10 protein-coding genes are annotated in these 12,310 nt (G+C 50.6%); all 10 read right to left on the bottom strand.

Going from position 1 to position 12,310, the window contains the following annotated elements; genetic code table 11:
- Positions 1–75 precede the first annotated feature (75 nt).
- The 10 genes from RTV33_RS11290 to clpB all read right to left on the bottom strand — a co-directional run bounded on the left by RTV33_RS11290 (position 76) and on the right by clpB (position 12,291).
- Positions 76–471 (bottom strand): Rrf2 family transcriptional regulator, encoded by a 396-nt coding sequence (locus RTV33_RS11290; RefSeq protein WP_312644323.1) that lies wholly within the window; start codon positions 469–471, stop codon positions 76–78.
- 15 nt (positions 472–486) lie between these two features.
- Entirely contained in the window at positions 487–1,569 is a 1,083-nt protein-coding gene (gene rpoD / locus RTV33_RS11285) for an RNA polymerase sigma factor RpoD (protein WP_312644322.1), read from the bottom strand.
- 15 nt (positions 1,570–1,584) lie between these two features.
- Complete coding sequence (gene dnaG / locus RTV33_RS11280; RefSeq protein ID WP_312644321.1) at positions 1,585–3,339, bottom strand: DNA primase; 1,755 nt, start codon at positions 3,337–3,339, stop codon at positions 1,585–1,587.
- A 24-nt stretch (positions 3,340–3,363) separates the two neighbouring features.
- A complete protein-coding gene (locus RTV33_RS11275) occupies positions 3,364–4,368 on the bottom strand; it encodes a deoxyguanosinetriphosphate triphosphohydrolase (RefSeq protein ID WP_312644320.1) in 1,005 nt (334 codons plus the stop codon).
- A 133-nt stretch (positions 4,369–4,501) separates the two neighbouring features.
- Entirely contained in the window at positions 4,502–4,924 is a 423-nt protein-coding gene (locus tag RTV33_RS11270) for a GNAT family N-acetyltransferase (RefSeq protein WP_312644319.1), read from the bottom strand.
- Positions 4,925–4,956: 32 nt separating this feature from the next.
- The gene (locus tag RTV33_RS11265; RefSeq protein ID WP_312644318.1) at positions 4,957–6,495 is read right to left on the bottom strand and encodes a YifB family Mg chelatase-like AAA ATPase; all 1,539 of its coding nucleotides are present in this window, start codon (positions 6,493–6,495) and stop codon (positions 4,957–4,959) included.
- A gap of 29 nt (positions 6,496–6,524) precedes the next feature.
- Entirely contained in the window at positions 6,525–7,151 is a 627-nt protein-coding gene (locus tag RTV33_RS11260) for a YigZ family protein (protein ID WP_312644317.1), read from the bottom strand.
- Between the two features lie 229 nt (positions 7,152–7,380).
- Positions 7,381–7,584 carry a 50S ribosomal protein L31 gene (rpmE, locus tag RTV33_RS11255; RefSeq protein ID WP_312644316.1) on the bottom strand — a complete coding sequence of 68 codons (204 nt, stop codon included), beginning with the start codon at positions 7,582–7,584 and terminating at the stop codon, positions 7,381–7,383.
- Between the two features lie 226 nt (positions 7,585–7,810).
- Entirely contained in the window at positions 7,811–9,520 is a 1,710-nt protein-coding gene (locus tag RTV33_RS11250; RefSeq protein ID WP_312644315.1) for a phospho-sugar mutase, read from the bottom strand.
- A 167-nt stretch (positions 9,521–9,687) separates the two neighbouring features.
- Positions 9,688–12,291 carry an ATP-dependent chaperone ClpB gene (gene clpB, locus RTV33_RS11245; protein WP_312644313.1) on the bottom strand — a complete coding sequence of 868 codons (2,604 nt, stop codon included), beginning with the start codon at positions 12,289–12,291 and terminating at the stop codon, positions 9,688–9,690.
- Between the last annotated feature and the right edge of the window lie 19 nt (positions 12,292–12,310).

The raw sequence follows: 12,310 nt of genomic DNA, 5'->3' as shown, positions 1-12,310 counted from the left end.
TTCTACGATTGGAGGTCTTTTTATTCAATGTCCATTTTTCTTGGTGCTAAGCACACATATGGCAGCTTTTTTTGTTTACATCAGTTGGTCAAACGTAATGGATTGCAGCTTTGCTTTAATATCGTCGGTCAACTCGATGAATACTTTTTGGTATTGGCAGGGGGCCTCTTTCGGCCGGGTACATGTAAAATCAGGCAGAATACAACGCGATATGTTCAGCGGCCCCTCGATTGTGGCAATAACATCGTAAAGCGTGATATCACTTGGTTGCTTTGCAATTTCGTAGCCCCCCTGTGTCCCTTTAAACGATTTGATAATGCCTGCTGCAACGAGTTTACGCAAAATTTTAAGTGAAAAGCGCAGTGTAACACCTGTGGTTTCAGCAATTGATTTTGCATCGGCACGCTGTTTTAACTGTACTAAGCAGTGCACTATGCGTATCGCATAATCTGCTTCCAAGGTGATGTGCATCAAAACCCCTCCTTTTTAATCTAAAAAGTCCTTAAGCTTCTTGCTTCTGCTGGGATGACGCAGCTTGCGCAGTGCTTTGGCTTCAATTTGTCGAATACGCTCACGGGTGACGTTAAATTCCTTGCCCACCTCTTCAAGGGTTCTGCTGCGGCCGTCTTCCAGGCCAAAACGCAGGCGCAGCACCTTTTCTTCACGCTGAGTAAGGGTTTGCAGTACATCGCTGAGCTGTTCTTTAAGAAGCGTGTGGGACGCGGCTTCTGCGGGTGCGGGGGCATCATCGTCGGGAATAAAGTCGCCAAGATGGCTGTCTTCTTCCTCACCAATTGGAGTCTCCAACGAAACAGGCTCCTGCGCAACACGCATAATTTCGCGCACCTTTTCCACCGGCATCTCGAGTTCAACTGCAATTTCTTCCGCAGTGGGCTCGTGGCCATTTTTATGCAGCAGCTGGCTGGATACTTTTTTTACTTTGTTAATGGTTTCTACCATGTGAACCGGAATACGGATGGTTCTCGCCTGGTCGGCGATGGCGCGTGTAATCGCCTGACGGATCCACCAAGTGGCGTAGGTTGAAAACTTAAAGCCCTTGGTGTAATCAAACTTTTCAACCGCCTTAATCAGGCCCAGATTGCCCTCCTGAATCAGGTCAAGGAACTGCATGCCTCTGCCTACATAGCGCTTCGCAATGCTTACTACGAGGCGCAGGTTTGCCTCAGACAGGCGCTTTCTCGCGGCAGGGTCGCCCTCTGCCATACGGGTGGCAAGGTCAATTTCCTCCTCGGGGGTAAGCAGCGGCACACGGCCAATCTCTTTGAGGTATACCTTAACGGGGTCATCAATGCTGATGCCCTCGGATGCAAGCGAGCTCTCCAGTTCCTCCGGCTCTCCGGGTATGATGTCAACATCAACCGGTGCCGTAAAATCTTCAATAATCTCAATGTTGTGACTTTCCAGTGTATCGTAAAGCTTATCTACCTGCTCTACATCAAAATCAAGCTCCTCCAGCACATCGTTAATCTCCTTTGTGCTCAGCTTGCCTTTGGTCTTGCCGCTTTCAATCAAATCCTTGAGTAGTGTCTTTTTATCCTGTACAGCCATGGTTTTGAACTCCCCCTATTTCTTCTTAGCCGCAAGATCCGATATGTATTTGCTCCAGCTTGAATCGTTCATCTCTGCGACATCCTTGTCGGTTTTTTCCAGTTTGCTTTGTAATATGGTTTGGATGTAGTCATCGGTCTCCTCTTTGGTGTAGTTCTGCCCGCTCGTCGAGGCAAGAAAGCCCGCTATGCGCCCCATCTGTGCGTCATCAAGCTCACCGCCGAACATGCCCATATCGAGCGTCTGATTGCTCTCAATGCGTGCGCATATCATTTCATATACGCGCCGGTTGAACTCGGTGATAAAATCCTGCGGAGTGAGCTTTTGCCTGATATAGGTGCAGTAGTCAGGGTTTTTGAACAGAATGGCAATCAGCCTTTCCTCCGCAAGCGCCGCCTTTAAGTGCCGCCCCCGCTCGGGGTTCACCTTATCCATGGGAGTTGCCGCAAATACCTTCAGCTCCTTTGCCTCTTTTTTTTCTTTGGATTTTGCCTTTTGGCGAATCCTATAATTCACCTGAGTCAGTACAGCGTCTTTCGAAACCTCAAGCTCATTTGCAGTTTTTGCAATGTACACATCGCGCTCAATCGGGTTACTGATGCCCGCCATATAATCCGCAAACTCTTTCAGGTAGTTCACTTTACCGTCTGTGGTGGAAATATCGTATTTGTTTTTTATTTTAGAAAGCTCAAATTCCAATGCATTGGCACTGCCCTCAATCAACATTTTAAAACGGTCGCGCCCAAATTTTTTAATAAATTCGTCGGGATCCTTCGCCCCCTGCATTGAGAGCACCTTCACCTGCATACCAATTTCGCCCAGAATATTGATGGCGCGTTTGGTAGCGGTTTGCCCTGCTCCGTCGCTGTCGTACGCAATTACAATTTGCTTTGCGTATTGGCTCATCAGCCGTGCCTGCTCGTCGGTAAGCGCGGTGCCGAGTGTTGCCACCGCGTTTTCAAACCCTGCCTGATGCAAGGCAATTACGTCCATATACCCCTCAGCAAGCAGCAGGCTTTCCGCTTTGGTGGCTTTGGCAATGTTTAAGGCAAACAGATTGCGGCTTTTTTTAAATACCGGCGTATCGGGTGAGTTAAGATATTTGGGGCCGTTTCCCTCCATAATGCGCCCGCCAAAGGCAATTACGTTGCCGCGGATGTCGATAATGGGGAACATGACTCGCCCCCTAAACTGGTCATACACACCGCCGTTTCGCCCGTTTGCAGCGACGCAGGCAGTGGTCATCTCTTCGTAGCTGAAGCCAAGAGATTTTAGGTGCTTTGTCAGTGAATCCCAGCTATCGGGTGAATAGCCCAGCCCAAAGCGCCGAATAATTTTATCGTTAAGCCCCCTGCCGTGCAGATAATCAAGGGTTTTCTGCCCCTGCGGGGACGTCAGGCAGCTGTGGAAAAAGCGCGCAGTCTGGCGATTGATCTCCAGCACACGGGTTTTCAGCTTGGCTGCTGTGTCATCAAAGCTATTATCGGGCAGCTGCATGCCGGCTCTTTCTGCCAGCAGCTTAAGGGCATCCATGTATTCTATGTTTTCAATTCGTTTGATAAAAGTGATTACATCACCGCCCGCCCCGCAGCCAAAGCAATAAAATGACTGCGAATCGTTGTATACCGTAAAAGAAGGTGACTTCTCACTATGAAACGGGCATAGCCCAACCAGATTTCGCCCGCCCCGTTTGATTTGGATGTAAGAGGATATGACTGCCTCGATATCGTTGTTCAGTTTTAACTCCTGAATAAACTGCTCCGGTATCACAGCGCTCCCCCCAATCTATCATGCTTATTGCTGCTTCGTCCATGAGCGTGGGATAAACAGCTCCTCGTACAGCCCAATGGCGAAGCGGTCGCTCATCCCCGAAATATAATCGCAGATCGCACGGTCAGCGCCTTCCCTCTCTACAATTAATTTGTATTCTGTGGGAAGTTTATCCGCATAACGTGCAAAATATTCATAAAGCCGCTTTACAAGCTCGGCCGCTTTGTCTTCTTCATCGCGTACAATCGGGCTTTTGTACACCTGCGCAAACATAAACTCGCGCAGTTCTTTGTAGGCAGCAAGCTCTTGCGCACCCATAATAATGTCACCTGCGCTGTTTCGTACAATCGAATCAACCAGTGAACTGATACGCTCTGACTTGCTGCGCCCAAGCGTACACTTTACATTGAACGGCAGCTCCTCCTCGGTAATGATCTGCGCACGTATCGCATCCTCAATGTCGTGGTTCATATAGGCGGTTTTGTCGGCAAAGCGGACAATTCTGCCCTCCTGTGTCACCGCCTCTTCACTACCATGGCTGTGGCACTGTATGCCGTTGCGTACTTCAAAGGTGAGGTTCAGCCCCGCACCGCCGTGCTCAAGATGCTCCACCACACGTACACTTTGCATAAAATGCTTGTACCCATTCGGGCTGATTTCATCCAGTCCCTTCTCCCCCGCGTGCCCAAACGGCGTATGCCCAAGGTCATGCCCCATGGCAATCGCTTCGGTCAAATCCTCGTTTAACCTTAGTGCGCGCGCAATGGTTCGCGCAATCTGCGAAACCTCAAGCGTGTGCGTCAACCGGGTGCGGTAGTGGTCGCCCTCGGGGCAGATGAACACCTGCGTCTTGTGCATTAGGCGGCGAAAGGAATTGCAGTGCAGAATGCGGTCTCGGTCGCGCTGATATGCGGTGCGAATGTCGCACTCCGGCTCTTCTCGGTCACGCCCTCTGCTCTGGTCGGAAAAAGACGCATAGGTTGATAACGTCTGGTGCTCCCAATCCTCACTGCGTTTGCGAATGGTCATATCATCACCGCCTTTTATCGTCTAACTATACTATACCAAGATAATATAAAAAATCCTTCTTAAAATTAAAAATATTTTTGGAAATCGGTCTATTTTAATCAAATTCGTCAAATTATGCAAAAAATAAACAAAACTAAGCATATTTTTGCATCATAACATGAGGCACATGTTCGTCGGGGTATTCCTCCCCCATCGCCGTGTAGCCCAGTTTTTCATAAAACCCTTTTGCCCGTACCTGTGCCGAAAGCTCAAAACGCACGGCGCCAAGCCGCTTTGCCTCTTTTTCGAGACTTTGCACCACAAGCGCGCCCAAATGAAGCCCTCGAAATTCTTTTAAAACGGCAATCCTCCCCAGATGATAGCTTTTGCCATCTTCTGAAAAGGTTCTGCCCGTCGCCATAGGGCGGTTGCCCTCATAGACCACAACGTGCCAAGCAGTTTTGTCGGTTTCATCAAACTCATTGCAAAAGCCTTGTTCCCGTACAAAAACTGCCTCGCGAATCAGCGCGGCATCGGGAATATACTCCAGCCCTTGTTGCACCTTCACCTCATACATCCTGTTTCTCCCCCTATAAGCTCCTATCTAATCTATACATGAGCTCCGCTCGCCCAGTATTTGCGGTCTAGGCTGCGGTACTGCACTGCCTCGGCAATGTGGCGGGGGTCAATTTCCCCCGCTCCATCGAGATCGGCAATGGTACGCGCCACCTTTAAAATTCGGTCGTAAGCGCGGGCCGAAAGCCCCATGGTATCAAACGCGCGCCCCAAAATAGCCTTTGCAGCAGGTGTCATAACGCAAAATTCGTCTAACATAGCGGGTGTAATTTTTGCATTGCACGAAACCCCGTAGGCCTGATAGCGCTGCACCTGCAACGCACGCGCTGCACTCACCCGCGCGCGAATCTCGGCAGAAGTCTCCGCCTTTTGCCCCGAAGACAGATGCTCGAACTCCACGGGCATCACCTCGATGTGCAAATCCAACCGGTCAAGCAACGGACCAGATATTTTGGAAAGGTATTTGGCAACCGATACGGGCGAACAGCTGCATTGGCGCGTGGGATGCCCGAAATAGCCGCATTTGCAGGGGTTCATCGCCCCTACAAGCATCACCGAGCACGGGTAGGTGTAGGTACCGTTTACGCGCGAAATGCTAATACAGCCATCCTCCATCGGTTGCCTAAGTACCTCCATCGCAGTTCGGGTGAACTCGGGCAGCTCGTCTAAAAACAGCACGCCGTTGTGCGCCAAGCTAAGTTCACCCGGCTTTGGGTACGCGCTGCCGCCCGAAAGAGCAACCGGCGACACCGTGTGGTGCGGGTGGCGGTACGGGCGGGCAGAAATAAGCGAAACTCCGCCTGTAAGTGCCCCTGCAATCGATTGAATTTTGGTGGTCTCAATCGCCTCATCAAAGGTCAGCGGCGGCAAAATGGAGGGCAGGCGCTTGGCAAGCATGCTTTTGCCCGAGCCCGGTGGCCCGATGAGCAGCACATTGTGTCCGCCCGCGGCGGCAATTTCGAGGGCGCGCTTGGCGCCCGCCTGCCCTTTCACCTCGCTGTAGTCGGGCAGCCCCTGTGCAATGTCCGCCGCGAACGGCTTTGCGGCAGCAGGGGTAAGCATTGCACTACCCTCAAGGTGAGTCAGCAGCTCGCTGATATGTTTTACGGGGTATACGTCGATTCCTTCTACCACGGCACCCTCCGCGCTGTTTGCAAAGGGCACAAAAATAGAACGAATTCCCTGCGCCTTTGCCTCCATTACCATGGGCAGCACGCCGCTGGCGGGGCTGCTTTCCCCCGAGAGCGAAAGCTCACCGATAAACGCACAATCTGAAAGGTCGCGGTCAATCACGCCGCTTACATACAGCAGTCCAATAAACAGCGGCAGGTCGTACAGCGAGCCGATTTTTTTCACATCGGCGGGTGCGAGGTTTACCACTACTCTGCCTACGGGGAACTCATAGCCGCCGTTCTTGATTGCAGAGCGCACACGGTCGCGCGATTCTTTAACCGCAGTGTCGGGCAGGCCTACCATTTCAAAGATAGGCATACCACGCGAAAGATCGATTTCCACCGCCACACGGTAGGCGTTCATTCCAAACAAACCAAAGCTGTTAATGCTTGTAAACATGTTGTCAACCGCCTCTACAGATATTGTGTTTATTCCAAATCGGCAAATTTTTCTTCCGTCACATAAGGGAACACCGCAGCGGCGGTCAGTTCATCAAGCTCTTTACGAAAAGCTTCCACTTTATCGCTCGTCATCATAATCTTCAGCTTTACCACAACACCAAAATCACTTTGCAGTGTAACCGTATTGTACTTTGGCAGGATATAAGAAATTTTACCGTAGAGTGCGTAATCAAATTCCATTTCCAATATGGTGCATGGGTTCATATGCATAACGCGTGCCACATCTACCGCGAGCTTTGCCCCGTGCGAATAAGCGCGCACCAAGCCGCCTGCCCCCAGCAAAGTGCCACCAAAATAGCGCGTCACCACCACGCAAACATCCACAAGCCCTTCTTTTTGCAGCACATCCAGCACCGGCACACCTGCGGTACCCTGCGGCTCGCCGTCATCGCTGCAGCGCTTTGTAAAGCCATCCCGCAGCACATAGGCAAATACATTGTGGGTTGCATCTCGGTGCTGGCTGCGCTTTTCGGCGATAAACGCGAGCGCTTCTTCTTCGGTAGTAACCGGCTGAATGCAGCCGATAAAGCGCGATTTCCGCTCTATAAACTCATCCTCTGCCCGCTCATAGATGGTTTTGTAGCCCTGTTCCATCGGTTGCGCCCTCCATCCCATCCGGTAGTTTTACGGGCAGCAACAGCGCCCGCCCTATTATGACTATATAGTGTTAAAAATCCTTCTTATTTTTGCTTTTATCGCATTATTTTATGGAATGCTTGTTCTGCTTTGATAGAGCATAACACAAAATAAGCCTTTTTTCGCCGCAATATTACAACAAAGGCGGTGCATTAAAATGCACCGCCTTAATTGGCAAACAATATGCTTATTTGTCCATATTGAAGCGCTTTTTGAATCTGTCAACACGACCGCCGGTATCGACCAGTTTCTGTCTGCCGGTAAAGAACGGATGACATTTAGAACAAATTTCAACCTTGAGATCTTTTTTGGTGGAACGTGTGTCGATAACCTCGCCGCAAGCACATGTAATTGTGGTGGGCTCGTATTTCGGATGAATTCCCTGTTTCATGTATAGTTCACCTCGGTTCAAAGTTGCCACATCAAGTTGAGATGCAACACTAAAATATAGAATATCACAATGTTGTCCAAAAATCAAGCATTAAAAAAGCTCCGCTGCAAATTAGTCAATATCCGTTTCATTCTCTGCGTTTTCACCGCAAAGCGGCTAATGGGCAGGTGCTTTTATAGATGAGCCATCCCATTCAAAAAGCCTTTCGGCATTGCTCGCCTCGGTACTAAAAGCCCATCATTTTGGTGACAGCGTCAATCAAAGCTTTGCTGATCTCCTCCGCGGCTTCATCAGTCGCCGCCTTTACCATGTAGTAAGCCTTAATTTTCGGCTCGGTGCCCGACGGGCGGATGACCACCTGGATGTCGCCCTCCAGGCCGTACGCCAGCACGTTGGACTGAGGCAGAGTGATTGCTTCCTCCTTGCCGTTAACCGTTTTGATGGAGGTATCGTAATCGGCTACCGAAACAACCTTGAGCCCGGCAATCTCTTTGGGTGGGTTCGCCCGCAGTCCGCTCATCAGCTCACCCATGCGCTGCATGCCGGTGGCACCCTCGCAGTAAAAATTAGACTGAAGGTTTTTGTGCACACCGTACTTCTCGTACAGCTTGCCAAGCGCATCCACCAGTGTCATACCCTGTTCTTTGTAATATGCGGTCATCTCACAGATGAGCATGGAGGCAACTACCGCGTCTTTATCACGCACATAGGTGCCGGAAAGATAGCCGTAGCTCTCCTCAAATCCGAGCAAAAATCGGCTCTGCTCGCCCTTTTCTTCCAGCAGTGCAATCTGCTCGCCGATGTATTTAAAGCCTGTGAGAATGTTGATAACCTCAACACCGAGGTCTGCCCCCATCGCATCCACCATGGAGGTGGTGACGATTGTTTTGACAACAATTGGGTTTTCGGGCAGAGTACCAAGCTCGGCGCGAGAGGTTGCAATGTAATGTGTAAGCAGCACACCAACCTCGTTGCCGGTGAGCAGCACATAACTGCCGCTGTGGTTTACCGCAATGCCTACGCGGTCACAGTCGGGATCGGTCGCCAGCAAAATGGATGGGTTCTCTTTTTCACAAAGATCGAGCCCCTTTTGCAGTGCTTCGCGAATCTCGGGGTTGGGGAACGGGCAGGTGGTGAAGTTGCCGTCGGGTTTTTCCTGTTCGGGCACCACAACAACATTTTTCACACCGATACGGTCGAGAATGGAACGTACACAGCGGTTACCGGCACCATTGAGCGGTGTGTATACCACTTTAAGGTCTGCACGCTCACAGATGCCCTTGCGCACAGACTGCGCCTGCACGTTATCAAGAAATTTCTGCACAACAGCCTCGGGGATGATTTCAATAAGCCCTTCTGCCAGCGCCTTATCGTAATCGGCACGCTTTACACCGTTAAAGATATCGGTCTGGTTTGCAAACTCCAAAACACGCTCCGATTGCTCTGTGCCAAGCTGGCAGCCATCTGCCCCGTACGCCTTGTAACCGTTGTATTTTGCGGGGTTATGGCTCGCCGTCACCATAATGCCTGCACTGCATTTGAGCTCACGTACAGCATATGAAAGTGCCGGGGTTGGCATAAGCTCCGCGTAGAGATACACCTTAATGCCGTTGCCCGCAAGCACGCTTGCTGCCTCTTTCGCAAACAAATCCGCCTTAATGCGGCTGTCATAAGCAATGGCGACGGATGGTTTCTCACAGCTTTCGCACAGCATGCTGGCAAGCCCTTGTGTTGCCTTGCGTACGGTGTAAATATTCATGCGGTTGGTACCCGCACCAATTACACCGCGCAAACCCGCTGTACCAAACTCTAACTCACGGTAAAAGCGGTCAAAAATCTCATCATCCTTGCCTGCAATTGCCGCAAGCTCCTCATGCAAATCGCGGTCTTCCCTTGCATTTTCCAGCCATCTCTCATACAGTGCCTTTTCGCTCATTGCAATACCCCCTATGTATCGTAAATTTGTATCATTCACCTTACTACTTCAAATTATACCTAGTTTTTGCCAGATTAGCAATATAAGATTGTCCCGCCGTTATGGAATTTTATGCACTCTAAACGCAAAACAGGGGCGGCTTTTAAACCGCCCCTGCTGATTGGGATTTATTGCTTTTGAATGGTAAGCACTGTGCCGTCGTAATCTACCAGCAGCTTTGTACCGGGAGCTAAATCTTCGCCGATAATCATTCTGGCAAGCAAGGTTTCCACCTTCTGCTGTAAAAACCTCTTCAGCGGCCTTGCACCGTAAATAGGGTCGTAGCCCGCATCCACCACGTAATCTTTTGCGCGCTGGGTTACTGTGATGGTAAGCTGCTTGTCGCGCAAGCGGTTTTGCAGTTCGCCGATGAGCAGGTCAACAATGGAGGCAATCTCCACCTTGGTGAGCGGTTTGTAGAATACAATCTCGTCCAGCCTGTTTAAAAACTCGGGGCGGAACTGTTGCTTGAGCAAACTGCTCACTTGGATTTTTGCCTCCTCGGTAATACTGCCGTTTTCGTCGATGCCCTCAAGAATATAACTGCTGCCGAGGTTAGAGGTAAGAATGATAATGGTATTTTTAAAATCCACCGTTCTTCCCTGCGAGTCGGTGATTCTGCCATCGTCAAGCACCTGCAGCAGAATATTGAATACATCGGGGTGCGCTTTTTCAATCTCATCGAACAGTACAACCGCGTAGGGTTTACGGCGCACCGCCTCGGTAAGCTGGCCGCCCTCATCGTAGCCAACATATCCCGGAGGCGCACCGATGAGGCGAGATACCGAGTATTTCTCCATGTACTCACTCATATCAATACGGATGATATTGTGTTCGTCGTCGAACAAGCTTTGCGCCAATGCCTTGGCAAGCTCGGTTTTGCCCACGCCGGTGGGGCCGAGGAACAGGAACGAACCAATGGGGCGGTTGGGGTCTTGAATACCGGCACGCGAACGCATAATGGCCTCGCTCACCTTTTCAACTGCCTCATCCTGTCCGATGACACGCTGATGCAAAATATCCTCAAGGTGCAGCAGCTTTTCACGCTCGCCCTCCATCAGCTTGGATACCGGAATACCCGTCCAGCGGCAGATGATGCGAGCAATCTCCTCGTCGGTCACCTTATCGCGCAGCAGCGAGGTGCCCTGCTCCGCCTTCGCGGCTATCTCCTCTTCTTCGTGGAGTGCCTTCTGAATTGCCGGCAGCTTGCCGTATTTCAGCTCAGCCGCCTTGTTGAGGTCATAAGCACGCTCGGCCTTTTCAATATCGGCATTCACCTGCTCGAGCTCCTCACGCAGCTTTTGCACCTTCTGGATTGCTCCCTTTTCGTTTTCCCACTTCGCCTTCATCTCAGCAAACTGGGCACGCATATCGGCAAGCTCTCTTTGTATTTCTTTCAAGTGCTCTTGCGAAAGCTGGTCTTTCTCTTTTTTCAGTGCTGCTTCCTCAATCTCATGCTGCATAATTTTACGAGAAAGGTCATCCATTTCGGTCGGCATCGAGTCAATCTCGGTGCGGATCATCGCACAAGCTTCATCCACAAGGTCAATCGCCTTATCGGGAAGAAAACGGTCGGAGATGTATCGGTTGGAAAGTGTCGCCGCGGCAATCAGCGCCTGATCCTGGATTTTGACACCATGAAACACCTCATAGCGTTCTTTTAACCCACGCAAAATCGAGATGGTATCCTCAACCGTGGGCTCGGCTACAAGAACAGGCTGAAAACGGCGTTCCAGTGCAGCGTCTTTTTCGATGTACTGGCGGTATTCGTTGAGCGTGGTTGCACCAATGCAGTGCAGTTCACCGCGCGCAAGCATTGGCTTTAAGATATTGCCCGCATCCATTGCGCCGTCGGTTTTTCCCGCACCCACAATGGTGTGCAGCTCATCGATAAACAGAATAATTTTGCCCTCGCTCTTTTTAATTTCACCCAACACTGCCTTCAGGCGCTCTTCAAACTCACCGCGAAATTTGGCACCTGCAATCAGCGCACCCATATCGAGCGAGAATATTTTGCGGTCTTTTAGCGAACTTGGCACGTCACCGCGTACTATACGTAGCGCCAACCCTTCGGCAATTGCAGTTTTGCCAACGCCCGGCTCACCAATCAGCACGGGGTTGTTTTTGGTTTTGCGCGAAAGAATGCGAATGACGTTACGAATTTCGCTGTCACGCCCGATGACAGGATCCAGCTTATGGTTTTTGGCAAGCTCAACGAGATCCTGCCCGTATTTGGCAAGCACGTCGTAGGTGGCCTCGGGGGAATCGCTGGTTACCCTGGTGTTTCCCCGCACCGTCTGCAATGCCGTCAAAAATTTGTTTTTATCCAGAGCATATGCGTTAAACACGCGGTGCATTGCGTTGTTTGGTTTTTCCAGCACTGCTAGAAAAATATGCTCCACCGAGACAAACTCGTCTTTCATTTTGTCGGCTGTTTTTTCGGCTGCGACAAGGGCTGCGTCCACCTCACCCGAAATGTAGATTTCGCCGCTCTTGCGCCCCGAGCCGGTAACGCTTGGCAACTTATTGATTTCGGTTTTGACCGACTGTGCAAAATCCTGCGCATCCACATTCATTTTTTTAAGCAGCTGCGCAATTAAGCCGCTCTCCTGCTCTACAAGTGCATAGATGAGATGCTCCTGTTCAATTTGCATGTTTTGGTTTTCAATGGCCAGATTCTGGGCGTTTTGCAGCGCCTCCAGCGATTTTTGCGTAAACTTTTGAGCATTCATGCGATCACTCCTCTTTATT

Origin of the sequence: Hydrogenoanaerobacterium sp., assembly GCF_032017025.1 — a bacterium.
GTDB lineage: Bacteria > Bacillota > Clostridia > Oscillospirales > Ruminococcaceae > Hydrogenoanaerobacterium.
Note: the sequence above shows the minus strand (reverse complement) of the source record. Positions and strands in the feature narration are given on the sequence as shown.

Coding starts and splice junctions, on each gene's coding strand:
- RTV33_RS11260 (WP_312644317.1), bottom strand. CDS start 7,151: ATGGAACAGGGCTACAAAACCATCTATGAGCGGGCAGAGGATGAGTTT.
- rpmE (WP_312644316.1), bottom strand. CDS start 7,584: ATGAAACAGGGAATTCATCCGAAATACGAGCCCACCACAATTACATGT.
- clpB (WP_312644313.1), bottom strand. CDS start 12,291: ATGAATGCTCAAAAGTTTACGCAAAAATCGCTGGAGGCGCTGCAAAAC.
- rpoD (WP_312644322.1), bottom strand. CDS start 1,569: ATGGCTGTACAGGATAAAAAGACACTACTCAAGGATTTGATTGAAAGC.
- RTV33_RS11250 (WP_312644315.1), bottom strand. CDS start 9,520: ATGAGCGAAAAGGCACTGTATGAGAGATGGCTGGAAAATGCAAGGGAA.
- RTV33_RS11290 (WP_312644323.1), bottom strand. CDS start 471: ATGCACATCACCTTGGAAGCAGATTATGCGATACGCATAGTGCACTGC.
- RTV33_RS11275 (WP_312644320.1), bottom strand. CDS start 4,368: ATGACCATTCGCAAACGCAGTGAGGATTGGGAGCACCAGACGTTATCA.
- RTV33_RS11270 (WP_312644319.1), bottom strand. CDS start 4,924: ATGTATGAGGTGAAGGTGCAACAAGGGCTGGAGTATATTCCCGATGCC.
- RTV33_RS11265 (WP_312644318.1), bottom strand. CDS start 6,495: ATGTTTACAAGCATTAACAGCTTTGGTTTGTTTGGAATGAACGCCTAC.